Origin of the sequence: Pseudomonas sp. BF-RE-22, from assembly GCF_019956155.1 — a bacterium.
GTDB classification, from domain to species: domain Bacteria; phylum Pseudomonadota; class Gammaproteobacteria; order Pseudomonadales; family Pseudomonadaceae; genus Aquipseudomonas; species Aquipseudomonas migulae.
The window spans coordinates 18656-41399 of the sequence record NZ_JAHBDD010000003.1 but is presented as its reverse complement, the minus strand read 5'-3'; the positions used below and the strand labels follow the sequence as shown (position 1 = coordinate 41399).

The window sequence follows — 22744 nt, the reverse complement described above, 5'->3', positions numbered from 1 at the left end:
ACACGTTGAACCAAACTGCCGCTTAGTTAGCCAAATAGAGCAACTGTCGGCCTGTGTGGCATGCCGATGGCCATCCGAAATCCGGGTATATGGGGAACTTACCAATGCGTATCAGCATATTTGGTCTGGGGTATGTGGGCGCTGTATGCGCGGGCTGTCTCTCTGCTCGCGGTCATGACGTAATCGGCGTGGATGTCTCGCAAGTCAAGATTGACCTGATCAACCAGGGCAAATCGCCTATCGTCGAGCCCGGCCTGGAACCGCTGCTCGAACAGGGGGTGAATTCAGGGCGGCTACGCGGCAGCAGTGATGTAAAGGCGGCCGTGATGGACACGCAAATGTCGTTCCTCTGCGTCGGAACGCCCTGCAAGAAGAATGGCGATCTGGATCTGGTCTACATCGAGTCGGTCTGCCGCGAGATCGGCGAAGCCCTGCACACCAAGGACAGTTGGCATACGGTGGTGGTGCGCAGCACGGTACTGCCGGGCACCGTCAAGAATGTGGTGATCCCGATACTGGAAGACTGTTCCGGCAAGAAGGCCGGGGTCGACTTCGGTGTGGCGATCAACCCGGAATTCCTGCGCGAAAGTACGGCGATCAAGGACTACAACTGTCCGCCCATGACAGTGATCGGTGAACTCGACCAACGCAGCGGCGACCTGCTCGCCTCGCTCTTTCAAGAGCTGGACGCGCCGCTCCTGCGCCGCAGTATCGAAGTGGCCGAGATGATCAAGTACACCTGCAATGTCTGGCACGCGACCAAAGTCACCTTCGCCAATGAGATCGGCAATATCGCGAAGGCTGCCGGCGTGGACGGTCGCGACGTGATGGACGTGGTCTGCCAGGACACCAAACTCAACCTGTCGCGTTATTACATGCGCCCCGGATTCGCGTTCGGCGGTTCCTGCCTGCCCAAGGATGTGCGTGCGCTGAACTACCGCGCCGGGCAACTGGATGTCGAGCACCCGCTGCTGGCGTCGATCATGCGCAGCAATGCGGCGCAGGTTCAGCGAGCCTTCGACATCATCACCAGTTACGGCAAGCGGCGTATCGCCCTGCTCGGCCTGAGCTTCAAGGCCGGCACCGATGACCTGCGCGAAAGCCCGCTGGTGGAGTTGGCCGAAATGTTGATCGGCAAGGGCTACGACCTGCATATCTTCGACCGCAACGTTGAATACGCGCGCATCTACGGCGCCAACAAGGACTACATCGAATCGAAGATTCCGCACCTGGCTTCGCTGCTACGCGCAGACCTTGTGAAGGTGATCGACGAGGCAGAGGTGATTGTGTTGGGTAACGGTGACGAGTCCTTCAGAGCCCTCGCGCTTGAGGTGCCCGAGGGCAAGCAGGTGGTTGACCTGGTGGGTTTCATGCCACACACCAGTGACGATCAGCTCGAAGGCATCTGCTGGTAAGAGAGCCACCGAACTGCAACCCGGGTAATACGGGATTATCGAACAGGAGTCACAAGTATGGCTGGTGCCAGGGATTACTTGCGCGAAGCGGCGGGCTGGCTGTTTTACGTCACCGCGTTGCTGGGGCTTGCATTGCTGCTGCCGCGCTCAGTGTTCGATCCCCAATCCAGGGACTTTCTCCTGTTGCTGGGGGCGGTCGGCATCTGGCGCTACTCGATGGGGGCTGTCCATTACATACGAGGGTTACTGTTCCTTTATCTGGTGTTCCCCTACTACAGACGCAAAGTCACCCGGCTCGGCAGCATTGCCGACCCGTCGCACGTGTTTTTGCTGGTCACCAGCTTTCGGATCGAGGCGTTGACCACGGCGCAGGTTTACCGCTCGGTGATTGAAGAGGCCATCGGTTGTGGTTACCCGACCACGGTGGTCTGTTCCATCGTCGAGCTCGCCGATGAATTGCTGATCAAGGCGCTCTGGGACAGCTATACCCCGCCGGAGCAGGTCAAGCTGAGCTTTGTGCGGATTCCCGGCACCGGCAAGCGCGACGGCCTGGCCCATGGTTTCCGGGCGATCTCCCGGCACGTGCCGGACGCCGATGCAGTGGTGGCCGTGGTCGATGGCGACACCGTGCTCTCCGCCGGGCTGGTACGTCTGACCGTGCCCTGGTTCAAGCTCTTTCCGAACGTCGGCGGGTTGACCACCAATGAGTTCTGCGAAGTGCGCGGCAGCTACCTGATGAGCGAATGGCACAAGCTGCGGTTCGCCCAGCGGCACATCAATATGTGCTCGATGGCACTGGGCAAGCGCGTGCTGACAATGACCGGGCGGATGTCGGTGTTCCGCGCCCAGGTGGTGACCGATCCCGGCTTCATTCAAGACGTCGAGCGCGATTATCTGCAGCACTGGCGCCTGGGACGTTTTCGCTTTTTGACCGGTGATGACAAGTCCAGTTGGTACAGCCTGATGCGGCTGGGTTACGACACCTTTTATGTGCCCGACGCGGCGATCAACACCGTCGAGCATCCCCCGGAAAAGAACTTCATCAAGGCCAGCCGCAAGCTGATGTTCCGCTGGTATGGCAATAACCTGCGGCAGAACTCACGGGCCCTGCACCTGGGCGTGCGGCGGCTGGGCTGGTTCACCTCGCTGGTGTTGCTCGACCAACGCGTATCGATGTGGGCCAGCCTGCTCGGGCCGTCGGTGGCGATCATTGCCAGCCTCAAATACAGCATCGCCTACTTGCTGATTTATGTGCTCTGGATTGGCGTGACGCGCCTGATCCTGAGTCTTCTGTTGCTGGCGTCGGGGCACCCGGTCGGGCCGGCTTATCCCCTGATTCTCTATTACAACCAACTGGTCGGCGCCATGGTGAAGATCTATGTGTTCTTCCGTCTCGACCAGCAATCGTGGACACGCCAGAAAACCAAACTCGACCGTGGGCTGGCGAGCTATCAGCGCTGGTTCAATAACTGGTCGTCGCGGGCCATGACGTTTTCGGCCGGCAGCGTGTTTTGCGCGCTGCTGATGTGGATTGTGTAGTGCAGGTGTCAGGGCCGTGGCAGGCCGTGCCGGATCGGACTCAATCGATGGGAAGGAACGCGTTATGAACACAGCTTTTGTTGCTGTTGATGACAATGTCGTGCACGAGTCGGAGGTGCAGCGTCAGCATGCGCGGCTCACTCTGCCGGCGAGGATCAAGTTTCACGGGCCGGACCGGGAGCCGTTCGATTGCGAGCTGATCGACTTGTCAGCCGGAGGATTCAGCCTGAGTCAGCCGGGTACAACGCTGATTGTGGGCCGGCAACACAAAGGCAAACTGGTGTTCCAGGTCGATGCACTGGGGTTTGCCATCGACGTGGAGTTTGTCGTGCGCTCGATTAACGACGAAGGGCAGCGCATAGGTTGCGAGTTTCAAAACCTGCGCCCTCGTGCGATTTCCGCCTTGCGTTACGTGATCACCTCTTACCTTTCGGGCGGGGTGATCAGCCTGGGTGACATGCTCTCGACCCAGCAGCGCGACAACTTCACCAAGCCGCGAAAGCACGAAAGCGGCCACGGCATGGGCATTCTCGCTCGCGTGCGGGCCACCGCGGTAAGCCTGCTGATGTTCCTGGTGGGACTGTTTGCCTTTGGTTATGTGGTGCACCAGTTGTATGGCATTTATTTCGTCACCCATGCCGAATCGGCGCGGGTCAATGTGCCCGGCCAGTTGATCGGCCTGCCGCGCGACGGCAGCGTCAATTCGTTAGTCAAAGTCGGGTCGGTGGTGGCCAAGGGCGCCCCGCTGGCGACCTTTTCCGCCTCGCTGCTGGATGTGATGAAAGGCAACCTGCCGCCCGGGCAGGCGACCCCGGAAAACCTTGAGCGCCTGTTCAGCCGAACCCTGCAAGGTTCGCTGACCAGCCCTTGCGATTGCCGGGTGGTGTCGCAACTGGTGCCGGATGGCCAAGTCGTCGGCAAGGGCACCACGGTGTACGAGTTGATGCCTATCGACGGTGTGGCAACCATCGAGGCGCGCTTCCCCTACAAGAATTTTGCCAAGATCCAGCCCGGCAAAGCGGTGAGCTTCCAACTGATCGGCGAAGAACAGCCACGCGCGGGCAAAATCACTGCGGTGGCACTGGACAACGGCGGCCTGGCCTCGGACCTGCGGGTCACCATTGAGCCTGACAGCCCGTTGCAAACCGATCAGGCCGGGCGGCCGGTGGAGGTCAGTATCGAAGACCTGCAAGGCAATGTCTGGGTGCAAAGTGCCTCGGCGGCCAATGCCTGGGTGAAAAACACCTGGGCGAATAAAGTCATGGCGGCCGGAAAATGAACGGCGCATGGCGATCGGGGCTGCGGTTTTCCGCGCTGGCCGTTGCCCTGATAATGATTCATGGGTGCGGCACCCTCCCCGATCAAGGCTTGGCGCGCGAGGCCATGGCGCGCGGCGATTATGAAACGGCTCGCAAGAACTACGCGCCGCTGGCCGAGGACGGCTATGCCGACGCCCAGGCCGGGATGGGCGACTTGACGGCCTCGGCGGGCGACCCCGCGAGCCTGAAAGAGGCTGAGGGATTGTACCGGCAGGCCGCGCCGGAATCGGTCAAGGCGCAGTCACGTCTGGGCCGCGTGTTGCTGCGTCAGGGACCGACGGATCCCAAGCAAGTGCAAGAGGCCCGGCAATTGCTGGAAGGCGCGCGGGACAAAGGCGAGTTCAGTGCAGTGGTGCCGCTGACCTTGTTGTACCTGGGCTACCCGCAACTGACGCCGGGGGTGGATCCGCAGCAGAAGGTCAACAGTTGGCGCGCCCAGGGCATTGTCGAGGCAGACATGGCGCAAATCCTGATTTACCGCAATCAGGGCACTTATAACGCTCACCTGCCGCAGATCGAGCAGATGTGCCGGGCGCGACTGGCATTACTCGATGCCTGTTATGTGGAGCTGGCCACCATCAACCGAATGCGCGCCCAGCCCAAGGCGCAAGCCGACTTGCTGGCGCAGTTGCGCCAGGGTTGGCGTGAGGGACGAGTCGCGCCCTTGCGGGTCGAGTCGGTGGCGCGCGTTCTGTCGACGCCGACACTCGAAGGCCCGGCCGATCCGCAAAGCGCCCAGCGCCTGCTTGAGGAACTGGCACCCGACTATCCACCGGCCTGGACCAGCCTGGCGCGGCTGATCGACGACTACCCCGCCCAAGGCGATGCGCCGCAATTGCTCTCGGCCTTGCAGCGCGGGCGCGAAGCGGGCGATCCACGGGCGGAACTGCTGACCGGGCGCCTGTATTACCTCGGCAAATGGCTGCCGCAGGACCCGCGCCTGGCGCAAGAGCATCTGCTCAAGGCGGCCGCCGCTGGTGAAGTCGGGGCGCATTACTACCTCGGCCAGTTGTACCGGCGCGGTTATCTGGGCCAGGTCGAACCACAGAAAGCGTTGCAACACTTGCTGCTGGCAGCGCGCAACGGTTCGCCCAATGCCGACCTTGCACTGGCGCACATGTTTTCCGATTCACGCGGGGTCAAGGTCAATCGAATCAATGCTTTTGTCTTTGCGCAACTCGCGCAACGCCAGGGCGTGGTAAATGCGGGGCCAGTGCTGTCGGCCGTGCAGTCGGGGATGACCCCGGCAGAAAGGAAAATCGCGCAGCCCTTACTTGAGGAAGAAGCTCAGGCCCGTCTGACGGGCGCGGCTCTCGCCAGGCTGCAAACTCCGGAAAATGGACAGGACTTACTATGAAACAAGCACTGTTGGCAGGTTATGGTCTGGGAGTTTCGCTGATGTGCAGCGCCGGTCTGGTGCTGGCGGCGGAAGTGGCGCCGAAGAATTTCGGCCTGGATGTGAAGATTACCGGCGAGTCGCAGGACGACCGGGACCTGGGCACTGCACCCGGTGGCACCCTCAACGATATTGGCCTCGACCTGCGCCCCTGGGCCTTTGGCCAATGGGGCAACTGGAGCGCCTATGTGATGGGCCAGGCGGTAGCGGCGACCGACACCATCGACACCGACACCGTGAACAACGGCGTCGACGACAGCAACACCCGTGAAGCGGATGACAGCTACCTGGCGCTTCGCGAATTCTGGGTCGACTATTCGGGCATCACGGCCTATCCGGGCGAGCATCTGCGCCTGGGGCGCCAGCGTCTGCGTGAGGACAGCGGCGAATGGATGGACACCAACATCGAAGCGCTCAACTGGACCTTCGAAACCACGCTGCTGCGCAGCCACGTCGGCGCCGCTCAACGCTTTTCCGACTACCGCACCGACCTGGACGACCTGGCGCCGGAAGACAAAGACCGTTCCCATGCCTTCGCCGACATCTCTACGCAATGGACGCCCAACAATTGGGTCGGCCTGCGCGTGCATCACTCGGAAGACAGCGGCAATCTGCCGGATCCCGGTGACCGGCTCGACACACTCGACAAGACCACCACCGGCAGCCTGACCTGGGTCGGCCTTGAAGCGAACGGTGACGGCTACAACTATCGCTCGACGATGCCGCTCAATTACTGGATCAACGCAACCTGGCTGAACGGCGATCGCGACAACCTCAACAGCGTGATCGTCCCTTCCGGCGATCGAATCGCGACAGGCCACACCAGCGGCGACGTCAATTCCTGGGCCGCGGACCTGGGCTTGCGCTGGAACATCGATGACGCCTGGCGCCTCGGTGCTGCCGCCGCCCGTGGCGATGGCGGCGGTAACGACCAGGAGAACCAGTTCCAGCAAACCGGCCTGCAAAGCAACCGCTCGAACTACACCGGCACGCGCTCACGGGTACACCGCTTCGGCGAAGCCTTTCGCGGCGAACTGAGCAACCTCCAGACCGCGACGCTGTTCGGCGCCTGGTCGTATCGCGAGGACTACGACGCCAGCCTCGTCTACCACCGCTTCTGGCGGGTCGACGACCAGACGGAAACCGGCGACGACGGGATCATCAATGCGGCGCTGGTGGACGGCGAGAAGGACCTGGGCCAGGAAGTCGATCTGGTCATGACCAAGTACTTCAAGCAAGGCCTGTTGCCCGCGAGCATGGTGGATTGGGTCGACGAACCCTCGGCACTGATCCGCCTGCGCCTGGGCGTGTTCTTCCCCGGTGACGCCTACGCCAACGACACCGATTCGAGCATGCACCGGGCGTTCATCGATTTCGTCTGGAAAATCTAGGACCCGGTGGCTGCCCGCGCTGAAGCCATCGCGGGCAACGGCACATTGATCACAACCGGCTGCCTTTTGGATGAGTGAGACTTATGGACCGTGTCGTCAAGATAGGACTGATGCTCGCCGCAATGCTGTTGGTGCAGACGGCAGGTGCCAGTGCGGCAGGTGACCTCCTGATACCGCGCTACAGCATCAGCGAGGCTCCGGGAAAACCGTTGCTGATCAAGGAACCGAAAATGCCCGACCTGTCCGGCTATACCGCCGAGGCAGTCGCCGCGAAGATTGCCTACAAGCCCGCTGGCCGTGCCTTGATCCAGCCGATGCTCAAGGAAAACGCGCTGGACGAGTTCATCGGCGGCCAGGACCGCTTCAAGGAATGGGTGGTGCGCCAGAAGCAAATGCCCGTGGCGATCTTCATCGACCGTGGCTACATGAGCCTGACGCAACTGGCACGCAGCCTGCCGCAGACAGCCCTGCGCGAGACCGCACCGGGGGTGTTTCTGGCGCGCTTGCCGATCGTCATCCGTCCCGGCGGGACGTTGCATATCGACAAATCGGTCAAGGAATTGCGCTTGTCCCAGGACGGCGGTTCCTTCCTGGTCAACGACGGCAAACTGTTCATTACCGATACCAAGGTCAGCGCCTGGAGCGAGAAAGACGACAGCCCGGCCTGGTTCAAAAAAGAGGAAACGTTTCGCCCGTTCCTGATCTCCTGGGGCGGCACCGAAACCTACATCGTCAACAGCACCATCACCAGCTTCGGCTACACCGAGAGCAAGAGTTATGGGGTGAGTATTTCCCAGTACAGCCCGAGCATGGCGCCGAAGATGAAGCGAAAGAAACCGACCGGCTGGCTGATCAATTCGCAGTTCATCGACAACTATTTCGGCTTCTATTGCTACGAGGCCGACGACGTGGTGATTCTGCGCAACACCTATCGCGCAAACATCGTATATGGCATCGACCCGCACGACCGTTCGCGCCGGCTGATCATTGCCCATAACGATGTCTTCGATACCCACAAGAAGCACGGCATCATCCTCTCGCGCGAGGTCAACGACAGCTGGATCATCTACAACCGCACCTACAACAATCATCTGTCGGGCATCGTCCTGGACCGTTCCAGCGTCAATAACCTGCTGGCCTACAACGAAACCTACAAAAACCGTTCCGACGGCATCACCTTGTACGAGAGCGGCAATAACCTGATCTGGCGCAACCGCGCGGCGGACAATGATCGACACGGGATCCGGGTGCGCAACAGCACGGGCGTGCGGCTGTACGAAAACGAGCTGATGGCCAACGCCCTGACCGGGATCTATGGCCACACCAAGGATTTGCGTGGCAGCGACCGCGATCTCAAGGAAGACCCTTACGAAGCCAAACTGTCGCTCACCGTGGTCGGCGGCAAGCTGATCGGCAACGGTTCCAGCCCCATCGCCGTGTTTTCACCCTCGCGCCTGGAACTCTATGACTTGACCTTTCTCGCGCCGCAGAAACAGGACGGCCTGGCCTTCACCGGTTTGCTGGGGGACGTTCAGGGCGACTTGATGGACATCCTGCTGCGCCGCCATGCCGCCGCGCTGATTCTGCCCGAGACACTGTGAGGAGCCTGCCGATGAACACCTTTCATGGATTTGCCGCGCTTGGCCTGCTGTCCATGTCGATGGGGGCACAGGCGCAGCCGCAGTACACGGCCGAGGCCTGCTGTCAGCTGTGCCCGCAAGCGGCGCAGGCAACCTATTACGAGCCACCGGAACTGAAAAACTACGCGACGCTGGTGGAGGCCAAGGACCAGTGGCTCTTCCGCACCCGTAGCGATTTGCGCACCGACTTCGGCCTTGATGAAAGCGGTTACAAAGCCCTCAAGCGCCTGCGCGACGGGCTCGCCCAGCGTGGGGTCGAACTGGTGTTGGTGATGCCACCCAGTCGCGGCCTGCTGCACGCCGACCGCCTGACGCCGCTGGAACTGGCCAGCTTCGATCAGGCCAGGGCCCGGCAAAACTACCTGCAAACCCTGGACCGGGTGCGCGGCCTGGGCATTCTGGCGCCCGACTTTGCCAACCTGCTGAGTTCGCCACAGCCCGCCGGGCAGCCCTTCTACTTCAAGGGCGATCACAACTGGACGCCCTATGGCGCCGACCGCAGTGCCCAATTGGTAGCCCAGACGCTCAAGGGCAACGATGTGCTCAAGGCGTTGCCGCATCAGCTCTTCGCCAGTCAACCGGCCGGCCTGTTGGGACGCTCGGGCACGCTGCAAAAAGCCGCCGCACAGATCTGCGGCAACGGCTATGCGGCGCAGTATGTGACCCGTTATCAAACCCGCGCCCAAGGCGATGCCAAGGGGCCGGCCAAGGTCGCACTGATCGGCACCAGCGCCAGCAGCGAGCTGTTCAACTTTCCCGGTTTCCTTGAACAATATCTGCAGACGCCGGTCCGCAACTTCAGCGTACCGGGCGGTGGCTACGATGATTCGTTGATCGCCTACCTGCTCGGCGACGACTTCCAGAACGCCCCGCCGGCGGTGCTGGTGTGGGAAACCGACAACCTCGACAGCCTTGGCAAACCCAGCTTCTACCGCCAGGCAATGGCGGCGCTGAGCGATGGCTGCGACAACCAGTCCCCGCTGCTCAAAAGCCAGGCGACCCTGCACAGTGGGCGCAATCAAGTGTTGTTCAACGGCAGTGGCGGCAACGTGTATCCGATCAAGGGCAATCGTTATCAGGTCGACCTCAAGTTCGCGGATCCCGGCGTGCGCCTGCTGAACGCGACCCTGACTTATCTGAACGGTCGCCAGGAAAACCTCAGCTTGAGCCGTTCGCCGACGGTCAATACCCAGGGCCGCTTCGCCTTCGAGCTGCGCGGCGACGGGGATTGGGGCGAACAGACGCTTCTTTCCATGGACGTGCAACCGCCGCCGGGAATGACCACCACAGGGCTTTCGACCCGACTGTGCGTCAAACCCGCCATCACGGCAGCACCGACCCTGCGCACTGCGCAGACGGAGGAAAACTGATGCGCCCGGCACACTGGGCCGCCATTGGCGTGGCCTTCATTCTGATGGGGCCGACCATGCAAGCGGCCGCACAACTTCGCCCGCCGCAGGGCTATTACGCGCCGGCCACAGAGAAAAAGGGCGACGCGCAGAGCTGTCCGGCGACGCCCAAACCCTATACCGGCGACCTGTTGATCCCCAGCAAATACGAAGGCTCGGGCAAGGCTCGGGATCAGCTCAACGCAGAATCCAACAAACGCTACAAGGAAATGTCCGGCGATATCAACGAACTGGAAAAAGGCGTCAACAAACAAGTCGCCGCCTATCTGCGGCTCGGCCGCCCGGGTCATGTGGACTGCACATTGAGCTGGCTGGGCGATTGGGCCAAGGCGCAGGCGCTGCTGAGCACCACCTACACCCACACCGGCAAGTCGATGCGCAAATGGGCGTTGGGCAGTATTTCTTCGGCGTACCTGCGGCTCAAGTTTTCGCAATCACAGCCATTGAAGGGCCGTGAAGCGCAGACCCGACCCATCGAAGCCTGGATCGGCAAGCTCGCCGAACAGGTAGTGCGGGACTGGCGCGACCAACCGCTGGACCGCCTCAACAATCACCAGTATTGGGCGGCATGGTCCGTCATGGCGGCCTCGGTGGTAGTCGACCGGCGCGACCTGTTCGACTGGTCGGTCGCACAGTTTCGCATCGGCGCGTCCCAGGTCGATGCCGACGGGTACCTGCCCAACGAATTGGGTCGCGACACCCGAGCACTGGCTTACCATAACTACGCGATGGGGCCGCTGATGATGATCGCCTCATTCGCCCAAGCCAACGGCGTCGACCTGCGCGAAGAGAACAACGGCGCCATGCGGCGTCTGGCGACGCGCGTGGAAGAAGGCATCAAGAATCCAGGTTTGTTCGAACGCAAGACCGGCCACAAGCAAGCACTCGAAGACCTCAACGAGGATGGCAAGTTTGCCTGGCTGGAACCGTACTGCGCCCTATACGACTGCTCAGCGCAAACCAACCGCTGGCGCCAATCGGTCGAACCGATGAAAAACTACCGCCTGGGCGGCGACATCACCCAACTGTTTGCTGACCAGAAAGACTAGGTGCAACAGGCGGCACGCCCCTGTTTGCGGCCACTTTGAATTGAGCTTGTGTTTCAAATAATGGAAGGCAGTCCTTCGCTGTTCGAAGCGCCTTCAAATCGAACGATGAAGGTGTGGGAGGAAAGAAAAATGATTCCAGTCATTCTGTCCGGGGGCAGTGGTTCCCGGTTGTGGCCATTGTCACGCAAGTTGTATCCCAAACAGTTCCTGAGCCTGGCCGGCGAAGGTTCACTCTTTCAACAAACCCTGCAGCGCCTGGCGTTCAACGGTATCGGCAAACCGATCGTGGTGTGTAATCAGGAGCATCGCTTCCTGGTCAACGAACAACTTGCCGCCATCGGCTGCACGCCACAGGCAATCCTGCTCGAACCCTTCGGCCGCAACACCGCACCGGCGGTGGCGCTGGCAGCCCTCAAGCTGATTGCCGAAGGCCGCGATGAGCTCATGTTGGTCCTTCCGGCCGACCATGTGATCAGCGACGTCCCCGCCTTGCGCGCCACACTGGAACACGCAGAGCAAGAGGCGCTCAAAGGCAATCTGGTGCTGTTCGGCATTCCGGCGACACGTCCGGAAACCGGCTTCGGCTACATCAAGGCCGACTGCAGCGATGCGGACGCCCATGCCTTCAAGGTCGAGCAATTCATCGAAAAACCCGACCAGCAAACCGCCGCCGAATTTGTCCGCTCCGGCGAATACTTCTGGAACAGCGGCATGTTCCTGTTCCGTGCCAGCCGCTACCTCGAAGAGCTGCGCACTCACGAACCGGACATGTACGACACCTGCGTGATGGCCCTGGAGCGCAGCCCCAGCAGCGAAGGCGTGACCAGCATCGATCGCGTCACCTTCGAATGCTGCCCGGACAACTCCATCGACTACGCGGTGATGGAACGCACCCACCGCGCCTGGGTCGTCCCGCTCAGCGCTGGCTGGAGTGACGTCGGTTGCTGGTCGTCGCTGTGGGATGTGCACGAAAAGGACACCGACGGCAATGTGCTCAAGGGCGATGTCGTCAGCTACAACAGCCGCAATTGCTTCGTCCATGGCAGCAGCAAACTGGTGACCCTGCTCGGGGTGGAAGACCTCGTCGTGATAGAAACCGAAGACGCACTGATGGTCGCGCACCGCGACACCGTGCAAGACGTGAAAAAACTGGTGAACGCGCTCGACGCCCAAAACCGCTCGGAAACCCAGAACAACTGCGCGGTGTATCGCCCCTGGGGCAGCTACCACTCGGTGGACAACGGCATCCGCCACCAGGTCAAGCACATCACCGTCAAACCGGGCGCGCAACTGTCCCTGCAAATGCACCACCACCGCGCCGAACACTGGATCGTGGTCTCCGGCACGGCCCAGGTGACGTGCAACGAAAAGGTCTTCCTGCTGACGGAAAACCAGTCCACCTACATTCCGATTGCTTCGGTGCATCGGCTGGCCAACCCCGGGAAAATTCCGCTGGAGGTGATTGAGGTGCAGTCCGGGAGCTATTTGGGTGAGGATGATATTGAGCGGTTGGAGGATGTTTATGGGAGGAACCAGCAGGTCAAGAATTGAGCCCATTCAGTAACCCCACCGAACACTACGAAGAGGTTATCAATTAATTAGTAACTTGTCGGACTAACTTTGAGTGGTTACGCTGAGCCTTATCAATCCAGGCTTTAGTGGACACCCTCATGAACAGCACTCCCCGTGGACCGGCCCTCTTCGTCGCCGACGCCGCCGCTCTCGATTTCCTGAACTCGATAGCAACGCCGGTCGATGAACCCGTCGACTGGATCGACGACGGCAACGGCTGGCTGGACTGGCTGAATCAATCGGGCTGGGTGGACGACGAGATACTGCAGCGGCTTCAGGCACAAGCCATGCCTGGCGAGTTGGAAACCGTCGCAGCGCAGGCACGGTCATTGCGCGAGTGGTTTCGCGGCTTTGTCCTGAAATACAAAGGAAAACCGCTTGAAGCCTCGGCCCTGACAGAGCTAGAGGCCTTGAATCGCTTGCTCGAACGGGACGAGAAGTACACCCAGATCACGCTGCAGGACGGCGAAACACCGAAGCTCGCCCGGGAACTGAAACGCCGCTGGCGCAGTCCGGATTCCCTGCTGTTGCCACTAGGCGAAGTGCTCGCGCAGTTCGTCAGCGAGGAAGATTTCACCAACGTGAAATGTTGCGAAGGACCGAGCTGCACCCTGATGTTCGTCGATCACACCCGTGGCAGAAAACGCCGTTGGTGCAGCATGGCGGTCTGCGGCAACCGAGCGAAAGCAGCGGCCCACCGCGAACGGCAAAAGAAAGTCATCGATGCTTGAGGGCGAAAAACAATAACCTATCAAAATCATTTTGACAGGTTACTTTGTTCGTGCCAGATTTAGTCTCGAAAACCGGCTTGATCTCATCCATGCGGTTACGAGGCCAATCATCATGATCACCACTACCCCCATCCGCTACAAATTCGCCGACGTCGACGGCGTCCGCGTCTTCTACCGGGAAGCAGGAGAACCGGCCAAGCCGACCCTCCTCCTGCTCCATGGGTTTCCCAGCTCATCCCACCAGTTCCGCCAACTCATCCCGTTGCTTTCAGCCCACTTCCACATCATCGCCCCGGACCTGCCCGGCTTTGGATTCACCGAAGTACCTGCCGAGCGCAAATACGCGTACACCTTCGACGCACTGGCAGAAACGCTGGGGCATTTCGTCGAGACCCTGGGACTGAAACGCTACGCGATGTACGTCTTCGATTACGGCGCACCGACCGGCCTGAGACTGGCAGTCAAATACCCCGAGAGAATGACCGCACTGATCTCGCAAAACGGCAACGCGTATCTGGAAGGATTGGGCGATGCCTGGGCACCGATCAAAGCCTACTGGGCAGAACCGTCGTCCGAAAATCGCCAGGTCATCGCCGACGCAGTCCTGCACCTGGAAGGCACGCGCTGGCAATACGAACACGGCGTCAGCACGCCTGAACTCATCGCTCCCGAGTCCTATACGCTCGACGCGCTGCTATTGGAACGGCCGGGCAACAAAGACATCCAGCTCGACCTGTTCCTGGACTACGCGAACAACCTCAAACGCTACCCGGACTTTCAGCGCTTCTTCCGCGAGACCCAACTGCCAACCCTGGCCATCTGGGGCCAGAACGACCCCTTCTTCATCCCGCCTGGCGCAGAGGCGTTCAAACGCGACAACCCCAATGCCGTAGTCGAACTGCTCGATACCGGACACTTCGCCCTGGAAACCCATGTCGACTACATTGCGAAGCGCATCATCGAAGTGATTGGCAACGCCGCATAAAGGGATCACAGGCGGACGCAACAGTGCGCCCGCCTACATCTCCCCTGTGGGAGCGAGACCGGCTTGCCGGCGATGAGGCCCTCACATTCAACACAAACATTCACTGTCACACCTTTCAGCCCACTCGATTCGCAAACCTGACATCCGAAAATCGTGTAGGAATTCACCTTTTGTAACGAGGGGATTTATTCCCAATAAGCAGCGAAGCAGCCCCAAAACCTGCCCCCGATTTCCCAAGGCACTCCACACCCCTCGTAATGCCGTGAAAACCCCGTAAACAGTGGCATTGAGCCTTGCTCCAAAGACCGCCAAAGCGTCCTACAGCCCGGTTGTGAGCGCCAAAATGGGCGCCTATAGTTTCGGCCAGTCGCAGATACAGGTCAGCGATGAGGGGTTTCGCAGCCTTTAAGATACGTGTAGAACGCAGCACCATAAATGGAATGACGGCCGCAACAGTGCCCGAAACCCGTTTTATGGTGGCTGTGTGTGGGAGGCCTTCGGGTCTGCCGGGCTCCTCGTATCCTTGGTCTGCGAACCCGCACACAGCTACCACCCAATTCGTTTCGCAGCGAATGGCGGCAGCTCTTCTTTTAAATACGAGGAAGATTTACTTATGCCACTGAACAATCCGCCCCGCCGCTTCACCCCCATGTCCCAATTCGCCACCGACTACCCCGTACTAGTCATCGACAGCCACGCCCCAATCCGCGAACTCCACAACGTCGTCAGCGAACGCCTAAACGCCGTCCTCCCCTACCTCCAGCTCATGGGCTGCACCAGCCTCCCCGACTACGCCGAAAACGACATCAACACCGTCGCCAACATCGCCCGGATTTTGCTCCAGGATGTGAGTGATGTGTTTCGGGTGATTGAGCAGCGTGGGTTTGATACCTCCAATGGTCAGTGACTGAATTTCATCCCAAAAAACCCGCGTTGACGCGGGTTTTTGTTATCTCGTAACTCCTTATCTGCGGCTGTCCGGGACTTAACCCTGGCCTGTACTCAGTTAGCATCTACAAGGAGTGGCCAGTAAAAAAGGTGGCCGACCTATTCCTTTTTAGTCACCTTCTTACGCACGCTGTACAGCATGAATAGAGCACTTTCCTGGTTTTTTGACAGCCTCCTCAAATAGTTTTTCATCACGGAACTTTTGTGCAGAGTGATGTCGATATGATGGCGCGCAAATGAAAAAAAATTCGGGATCAATCAGCGTCAGGCTGCTTCCTGACAAATCATGGATGCCAATGATGAGAGCCATTCTTTTGATTTTGTTGATGTTCAGTGGGTACACCTATGCCAACTGCGAAAACATCAAAGATAATGACGAGCGTGCCTATTGCAGGGCCCAGCAAAGTGGTAGTGGTTGCGACAACATCAAAAACGACGACATGAGAAATGCTTGCAAAGGGGAAACAACCGGTAGCGGGTGCAACAACATCCGCGACAATGATAAACGTAACTTGTGCGAAGCCAAACAGAGCGGCAGTGGTTGCGATAACATCAAAAACGACGACATGAGAAATGCTTGCAAAGGGGAAACAACCGGTAGCGGGTGCAATAACATCCGCGACGATGATCAACGTAACTTGTGCGAAGCCAAACAGAGTGGCCATGGTTGCGAAAATATCCATAATGACGATATGCGCAATCAGTGCAGAACCCTTACGCAATGACATAGTGGCTTTAAACCCGAAAAAGGTGACAGATCTATTTAAAAAATAGATCTGTCACCTTTTTTCAGGCCTCACCCTCAGTGTTTCATAGCTTCGCATTGAACCCGCAGATCATTGCTGTTAATACCATAACAGCTGCCGCCCTTCCGAGCTTCACACATTACGCGCTGATCGTTATCGTTAATTCCATAGCAACTTCCATTACTGGTCTCTGCCTCACAACTTCTGCGAAGGTCATTGTCGTTGATACCGCCGCAACTGCCACCGCTATTCCTGGCTTCGCACAATATGCGCTGATCGTTGTTATCGATGCCGTAGCAACTGGCAAATGCCTGACCACCAAAACCAAGCATTAATAGCAACACTAAAACTCTCATCATTCATCCCCATGACTTATCAAGAAACAGCCTGATGCTGATTGATCCAAAGTTATCCGGTAACGGGTGTCAGTCCAAAAGCTCGACTTTCTTCAGCAGCTCGTATAGCCCATCAGGCACCAACGGCTGTTCGTCAGTAAAGCTTGCCCATGGGAGCCATTTGGCGATGAAGGGTGCACCATTGCTTTCTTGAGCGTCCAGGTGCGACAACTCATAGACACTGGCATCCACAAACTTCGCGTCGTACACCTGCACGATTTCGTGCCCTGGTGTGCCGTTATACGTAAAGAGGCTTTCAAGCGTGCCGAGCAAGCGAACATCGGTGATGGGCAAACCGAGTTCTTCCTGTACTTCTCGTACAACTGCCTGGGCGCTGGTTTCGCCGAATTCGATTCCGCCACCGATTGGGCGGAAGAACGGCTTTTCAGTAATAGGATCGCGAGCTTCGTTGACCAGTATCTTGCCGTCGTGATGGAAGATGCAGAGTGCGAGGGGGCGGATGCGGGGTGTGGTCATGATGTGAAGTCCATTTACTTTGAAAATTCCTGAAGCAGCTGCTTCCATTCGGCATGGGGTATTGATCGCGGACGCAACCTCGGCAACTGCCACAGGTTGGCGTCCGCTTTTGATATCAGAAGTTGGCCGGAGTGTTGGCGCTGATGATTTCCGCTTCATCCTGGCCAATATTGCGAAACTTGTGCGGCAACGTCGTCGGGAAGTAATAGCCGTCACCCGCGTTGAGCACACTGATTTGCCCATCAACAGTCAACTCAACCGTCCCCCGCGTAACCAACCCACACTCCTCCCCTTCCGAGTGCACAATCGGCTCTTCCCCCGAACTCGCCCCCGGCGCGTATTGCTCGCGCAACAAGCGCATCTGCCGGCTCGGCACCGAAGCGCCAATCAGCAGCAACCGCAGCCCATGACGCCCGAGATCCGGTTGTTCGTTGGCGCGGAACACGTATTGATGTTCACGTGGCGGCTGATCAAAGGTAAAGAAGTCTGCCAAAGACATGGGGATGCCTTCGAGCAGTTTTTTCAGGGAGCTGACGGAGGGACTGACGCGATTCTGTTCGATCAGGGAGATGGTGGCATTGGTGACGCCGCTACGCCGGGCCAGCTCGCGCTGGGAGAGTTTGTAGCTTTCGCGTACTAATTTGAGTCGTGAGCCCGTGTCCATGACAGCCTTATGCGAGGAAAACTTAAGGGTTATGGGGGTGGATGGCGGGCGACTTTTGGCCGCGAAAGTACCGCTTCCCTGTCCCGTAATTGTGAAAGGCGGGTATTAAATCACGTTTGGGGGTGTTGCTGTAGGCGCATGGTTATTGGTGATGGTGGTGGGTCAGTTGGCATTGATGGGGAACCGGATGGCGTCATCGCGAGCGGGCTCGCTCCCACAGTTTTTGACCTCTGCTGCACATACATTTTGTGCCTGCCGTGGATCCAATGCAGGAGCAGAGCTTGCTCGCGAAGGCGGTGTGTCAGGCGGCACCGATGTCGGATGTGCCGTCGTCTTCGCGAGCAAGCTCTGCTCCTACAGGGTTGTGTTGGGTTAGATGCCGAAACGGTCGCGAAGCGCGTAGTACGCGGCGCCCATGGCGGTGAGCGGGGCCTGGAAGGTGCGGCCGCCGATCATTGGCATGTGTGGCAAGGATGCGAAGGCATCGAAGCGTTCGGCGTCGCCGCGGATCATTTCCGAGATCAGCTTGCCGGCCAGGTGCGAGCAGGTGACGCCGTGGCCGCTGTAGCCCTGCATGTAGTAGGCGTTTTTCTCGATGCGGCCGAATTGCGGCATGCGCGACATGGTCAGCAGGAAGTTGCCGGTCCAGCGGTAGTCGATCTTCACGTCCTTCAGTTGCGGGAAGGTCTTGAGGATTTTTGGCTTGATCAGCTGTTCGATGTCATCCGGTTCGCGCGCGCCGTAGACCACGCCGCCGCCGTACAGCAAACGGTTGTCGGCGGTCAGGCGGTAGTAATCGAGCAGGTAGTTGCAGTCTTCGACGCAGTAGTTGTTTTTGATCAGGCTGCGCGCAACCTTTTCCGACAACGGTTCGGTGACGACGATTTGCGAGCCGCACGGCATGCTTTTGGCGGTCACGCGATTGTCGAGGCCCTGCGGCAGGTAGGCGTTGCCGGCGATCAGCAGGTACTTGGCGCGGACCACACCTTTGGCGGTGCGCACGGTGATCGGTTCGCCGTAGGTGATTTCCACCGCCGCCGATTGTTCGTAGATTTTGCCGCCCAGGCCGATGATGGCCGAGGCTTCGCCGAGGGCCAGGTTCAGCGGGTGGATGTGGCCGCCCTGCATGTCGAGCAGGCCGCCGACGTAGTTGTCGCTGCCGACTTCGCGCTTGATGTCCGCGGCGTCGAGCATTTTCAGGTTCTTGTTGCCGTAGCGCTCCCAGCTGCTTTTCTGCTCGGCCAGGCCTTTAAGCTGCTTTTTGTTCAGCGCTGCGAAGATGCCGCCCGGCTTGTAGTCGCACTGGATGTCGTAGTGTTGTATGCGCTGACGGATGATGTCGGCGCCTTCGAAGATCATGCTGCCGAGGACTTCGGCGGTTCTGTCGCCGTAGCGCTCTTCGATGACATCGACGTCGCGGCTGTAGGAGTTGACCAGTTGGCCGCCATTGCGACCGCTGGCGCCGAAACCGACTTTGGCGGCTTCGAGCACAGTCACGCTGTAGCCGGCTTCGGCAAGGAACAGCGCCGAGGACAAACCGGTGTAGCCGGCGCCGATGATGCAGACGTCGCAATCCACCGCTTGTTCCAGCACCGGGAAGTCGCCGGTGAAGTTGCGGGTTGCGGCGTAGTAGCTGTTTACATGAGTCTGTTTCATAGGTTTCTCCGATGGCCGCTGGCATGTGCCGGCGGCCGCCGTTGTAGAAGTATTAGAGCTTGATCCAGGTCGCTTTGAGTTCGGTGTATTTGTCGAACGCGTGCAGCGATTTGTCCCGACCGTTACCCGACTGCTTGTACCCGCCGAACGGCGCGGTCATGTCGCCGCCGTCGTACTGGTTGACCCAGACGCTGCCGGCGCGCAAGCCGCGAGCGAAGGTGTGGGCCTTGCTCAGGTTGCTGGTCCAGACACCGGCAGCCAGGCCGAAGATGCTGTCGTTGGCGATGGCCAAGGCTTCTTCAGCGGTATCGAAGGTGATCAGCGACAGCACCGGGCCAAAAATTTCTTCCCGGGCGATGGTCATGGCGTTGGTCACGCCGTCGAAAATCGCCGGCTCCACGTACAGGCCGCCAGTGGCTTCCAGGGTGCGGCTGCCGCCCGCGATCAGTTGCGCGCCCTGGTCTTTGCCGACCTGGATGTAGCGCAGCACGTTGTCCAGTTGACGCTGATCGACGACCGCGCCGACGGTGGTTTGCGGGTCCAAAGCATGCCCCGGTTTCCAGGCTTGCAGCGCTTCCACTAGCAACGGAATGAACTGCTCGCGGATCGAACGCTCGACCAGCAAACGCGAACCGGCGGTGCAGACCTCGCCCTGGTTGAAAGCGATGCCGCTGGCCGCTGCCTGTGCTGCCGCGCGCAGATCCGGCGCATCGGCGAACACCACGTTCGGGCTCTTCCCCCCTGCTTCGAGCCAGACGCGTTTCATGTTGCTTTGGCCGGCGTAGACCAGCAGTTGCTTGGCAATCGCGGTCGAGCCGGTAAAGGCCAGCACGTCGACGTCAATGTGCAACGCCAGCGCCTTGCCGACGGTGTGGCCGTAGCCCGGCAGGACGTTGAACACGCCTTTCGGAATGCCGGCGTCCAGCGCTAATTGAGCGATTCGGATCGCGGTCAGTGGCGACTTTTCCGAAGGCTTGAGGATGAACGAGTTACCCGCCGCGAGGGCCGGGGCGAACTTCCAGCTGGCCATGATCAACGGGAAATTCCACGGCACGATGGCGGCAACGACACCGGCAGGTTCGCGGGTGATGAGGCCGAGTTGGTCGTGCGGCGTGGCGGCGACTTCGTCGTAGATCTTGTCGATGGCTTCGGCGCTCCAGCGGATCGCGTTGGCGGTCGCCGGGATGTCGATGTTCATCGAGTCGTTGATCGGTTTGCCCATGTCGAGGGTTTCGAGCAGGGCGAGTTCTTCCCGGTTGGCCAGGATCAGGTCGGCGAAGCGGATCAAAGTGCGCTTGCGCTCGGCCGGGGCGAGATTGGCCCAGACGCCGGATTCGAAGGTGCGGCGTGCGACGGCGACGGCTTCGTTGGCGTCGGCTTCATCGGTGCTGGCGACATTGGCCAGGAAGCGGCCGTCGACCGGGCTGATGCATTCGAAGGTTTCACCGCTGAGTGCCGCGCGGTATTGGCCGTCGATGAAGGCGCGGTTTTCGATGGTTAGGGACTGGAAGCGTTGTTCCCAGTCGCTGCGAGTGTTTGTCATGGTTGTGACTCGACGCAGAGGAATGTTGGGTGGGGCGTTGGTGGTGGCTGAGCTGCCGCCATCGCCGGCGAGCCGGCTCCTACAGGGTTTTGTGACGTACACAAAAGATGCGAACGACGAAGATCTACTGTAGGAGCCGGCTTGCTGGCGATGGCGGTGTGTCAGGCGGCACTTGTGTTGGATGTGCCGCCGCTATCGCCAGCAAGCCGGCTCCTACAAAGTTTGTGTCGTGCACGAAAGGTGTGGACGACACAGATCTCGTCAAACCGTGTGCAGGTACCAGTTGTACTCAAGATCCGAAATGGAGTTTTCGAACTCGGCCAGCTCGCTTTCCTTGCACGCCACGAACACGTCGATGTACAGCGGGTCGATGTATTTGGCCATGACTTCGCTGTCGTCCAGCTCGCGCAATGCATCGCGCAGGTTGTTCGGCAGGCTTTGCTCGTTTTGCTCGTAGCTGTTGCCTTCCACGGGTGCGCCCGGCTCGATCTTGTTGGTCAGGCCGTGGTGCACGCCCGCCAGCACCGAAGCCATCAGCAAGTACGGGTTGGCATCGGCACCGGCCACGCGGTGTTCGATGCGCACGGCATCGGAGGAACCGGTCGGCACACGTACCGCAACAGTACGGTTGTCGATGCCCCAGCTCGGCGAGTTCGGCACGTAGAACTGCGCGCCGAAACGACGGTACGAGTTGACGTTCGGGCACAGGAAAGCCATCTGCGCCGGCAGGGTCTCGAGCACACCGCCGATCGCGTGTCGCAGCGCGGCGTTCTGCTCGGGATCCTCGCTGGCAAAGATGTTGTTGCCTTCTTTGTCGAGAATCGAAATGTGCACGTGCAAACCGTTGCCCGCCTGGCCCGGATACGGCTTGGCCATAAACGTGGTGTCCATCTCGTGGTCGTAGGCGATGTTCTTCACCAGACGCTTGAGCAACACCGCGTAGTCGCAGGCCTTGATCGGGTCGTTGACGTGATGCAGGTTCACTTCGAACTGTGCCGGGGCGCTTTCCTTGACGATGGCGTCAGCAGGAATGCCCTGCTCTTTCGCACCTTCGAGGATGTCTTGCAGGCAATCGACGTATTCGTCGAGGTCATCGATCAAATACACCTGGGTCGACATCGGACGTTTGCCGGAAACCGGCGAGCGTGGCGATTGCGGACGACCGTTCACGTTGTCCTGGTCGATCAGGTAGAACTCGAGTTCGAACGCAGCGCAAATGGTCAGGCCAAGTTCATCGAACTTGCGCACCACATTGGCCAGCACTTCGCGCGGGTCGGCGAAGAACGGCTCGCCTTCCAGTTCGTGCATGGTCATCAACAGTTGCGCGGTCGGGCGCTTCTGCCAAGGCTCGATGCTCAGGGTGCCAGGGATTGGATAGCAGATCCGGTCAGAGTCACCGATGTCCAGACCCAGGCCGGTGCTTTCCACCGTGGAGCCATTGATGTCCAGGGCAAACAGGGACGCCGGCAGGTTGATGCCTTTTTCGTAGACCTTATGAAGACTGGTGCGCTCGATGCGCTTGCCGCGCACCACACCGTTCATATCCGCAATCAGAAGGTCGACGTACAAAACCTCAGGATATTTCTTAAGGAATGCGTTTGCTTCGTTGAGTTGAACGGCACGCAGAGGGACCGACATGATGCACCTATTAGCTGTTAATTATTATGTTCACCGCACTTTCTGGAGCCCAGTCAACCCGAACGGCAAAGTGAAGTCAATAGCGAACACTTGGCCTTTCATCCTTTATTTTTGGGACTTTTCTGGGCACGAGAGTGCCATATAGGCCCTCAACACCGCACAAAGACTAGCAATCGGACGTGCGGCGTTTAGAATTTTTTACATGAGAGTTGTTAATTAAAATCAACAAAG

General features: G+C 59.4%; 19 protein-coding genes. 13 read left to right on the top strand and 6 right to left on the bottom strand.

The window, feature by feature from the left end; genetic code table 11:
* Positions 1-104: 104 nt before the first annotated feature.
* From KGA82_RS02055 to KGA82_RS02000, 12 genes are all read left to right on the top strand, one after another.
* Positions 105-1415, top strand: coding sequence for a nucleotide sugar dehydrogenase (locus KGA82_RS02055; RefSeq protein ID WP_008027175.1), 1311 nt, complete (start codon positions 105-107; stop codon positions 1413-1415).
* Between the two features lie 57 nt (positions 1416-1472).
* Positions 1473-2954, top strand: a complete 1482-nt coding sequence (locus KGA82_RS02050) for a glycosyltransferase family 2 protein (RefSeq protein WP_223449486.1) — start codon at positions 1473-1475, stop codon at positions 2952-2954.
* A gap of 64 nt (positions 2955-3018) precedes the next feature.
* Positions 3019-4233, top strand: a complete 1215-nt coding sequence (locus KGA82_RS02045) for an alginate biosynthesis protein Alg44 (protein ID WP_223415517.1) — start codon at positions 3019-3021, stop codon at positions 4231-4233.
* The gene (locus KGA82_RS02040; protein ID WP_223449485.1) at positions 4230-5630 is read left to right on the top strand and encodes an alginate biosynthesis protein AlgK; all 1401 of its coding nucleotides are present in this window, start codon (positions 4230-4232) and stop codon (positions 5628-5630) included. Before KGA82_RS02045 ends, KGA82_RS02040 begins: the two co-directional genes overlap by 4 nt.
* A gap of 41 nt (positions 5631-5671) precedes the next feature.
* Positions 5672-7060, top strand: a complete 1389-nt coding sequence (locus KGA82_RS02035) for an alginate export family protein (RefSeq protein WP_223449568.1) — start codon at positions 5672-5674, stop codon at positions 7058-7060.
* An 83-nt stretch (positions 7061-7143) separates the two neighbouring features.
* Positions 7144-8661 (top strand): mannuronan 5-epimerase AlgG, encoded by a 1518-nt coding sequence (algG, locus tag KGA82_RS02030; protein WP_192228291.1) that lies wholly within the window; start codon positions 7144-7146, stop codon positions 8659-8661.
* Positions 8662-8672: 11 nt separating this feature from the next.
* Complete coding sequence (locus tag KGA82_RS02025) at positions 8673-10070, top strand: alginate O-acetyltransferase AlgX-related protein (protein ID WP_223449484.1); 1398 nt, start codon at positions 8673-8675, stop codon at positions 10068-10070.
* Entirely contained in the window at positions 10070-11158 is a 1089-nt protein-coding gene (locus KGA82_RS02020; protein WP_223449483.1) for a mannuronate-specific alginate lyase, read from the top strand. The genes KGA82_RS02025 and KGA82_RS02020 overlap by 1 nt, the downstream gene beginning before the upstream one ends.
* A 129-nt stretch (positions 11159-11287) precedes the next feature.
* Entirely contained in the window at positions 11288-12709 is a 1422-nt protein-coding gene (locus KGA82_RS02015) for a mannose-1-phosphate guanylyltransferase/mannose-6-phosphate isomerase (RefSeq protein ID WP_223415512.1), read from the top strand.
* 107 nt (positions 12710-12816) lie between these two features.
* Complete coding sequence (locus KGA82_RS02010; protein WP_223449482.1) at positions 12817-13461, top strand: CGNR zinc finger domain-containing protein; 645 nt, start codon at positions 12817-12819, stop codon at positions 13459-13461.
* 112 nt (positions 13462-13573) lie between these two features.
* The gene (locus KGA82_RS02005) at positions 13574-14446 is read left to right on the top strand and encodes an alpha/beta fold hydrolase (protein ID WP_223449481.1); all 873 of its coding nucleotides are present in this window, start codon (positions 13574-13576) and stop codon (positions 14444-14446) included.
* A gap of 613 nt (positions 14447-15059) precedes the next feature.
* Positions 15060-15353, top strand: a complete 294-nt coding sequence (locus tag KGA82_RS02000; RefSeq protein WP_223449480.1) for a fructose-bisphosphate aldolase — start codon at positions 15060-15062, stop codon at positions 15351-15353.
* A gap of 325 nt (positions 15354-15678) precedes the next feature.
* On the opposite strand, the gene KGA82_RS29425 is transcribed toward KGA82_RS02000, so the two are convergent.
* On the bottom strand, positions 15679-16122 hold the full coding sequence (locus KGA82_RS29425; protein WP_411737445.1) for a hypothetical protein: 444 nt from the start codon (positions 16120-16122) through the stop codon (positions 15679-15681).
* Positions 16123-16217: 95 nt separating this feature from the next.
* On the opposite strand from KGA82_RS29425, the gene KGA82_RS01990 reads away from it, so the two are divergent.
* Positions 16218-16475, top strand: coding sequence for a hypothetical protein (locus KGA82_RS01990; RefSeq protein ID WP_223449479.1), 258 nt, complete (start codon positions 16218-16220; stop codon positions 16473-16475).
* A 90-nt stretch (positions 16476-16565) separates the two neighbouring features.
* On the opposite strand, the gene KGA82_RS01985 is transcribed toward KGA82_RS01990, so the two are convergent.
* The 5 genes from KGA82_RS01985 to KGA82_RS01965 all read right to left on the bottom strand — a co-directional run bounded on the left by KGA82_RS01985 (position 16566) and on the right by KGA82_RS01965 (position 22513).
* Positions 16566-17012 carry an NUDIX hydrolase gene (locus KGA82_RS01985; protein ID WP_223449478.1) on the bottom strand — a complete coding sequence of 149 codons (447 nt, stop codon included), beginning with the start codon at positions 17010-17012 and terminating at the stop codon, positions 16566-16568.
* Positions 17013-17127: 115 nt separating this feature from the next.
* Entirely contained in the window at positions 17128-17676 is a 549-nt protein-coding gene (locus tag KGA82_RS01980) for a cupin domain-containing protein (protein WP_007946335.1), read from the bottom strand.
* Positions 17677-18048: 372 nt separating this feature from the next.
* Complete coding sequence (locus KGA82_RS01975) at positions 18049-19332, bottom strand: NAD(P)/FAD-dependent oxidoreductase (RefSeq protein WP_008027204.1); 1284 nt, start codon at positions 19330-19332, stop codon at positions 18049-18051.
* Between the two features lie 52 nt (positions 19333-19384).
* Positions 19385-20875: an aldehyde dehydrogenase gene (locus KGA82_RS01970; protein ID WP_223449477.1), complete on the bottom strand. Its 1491-nt coding sequence runs from the start codon at positions 20873-20875 to the stop codon at positions 19385-19387.
* A gap of 261 nt (positions 20876-21136) precedes the next feature.
* Positions 21137-22513: a glutamine synthetase family protein gene (locus KGA82_RS01965; RefSeq protein WP_008039000.1), complete on the bottom strand. Its 1377-nt coding sequence runs from the start codon at positions 22511-22513 to the stop codon at positions 21137-21139.
* Between the last annotated feature and the right edge of the window lie 231 nt (positions 22514-22744).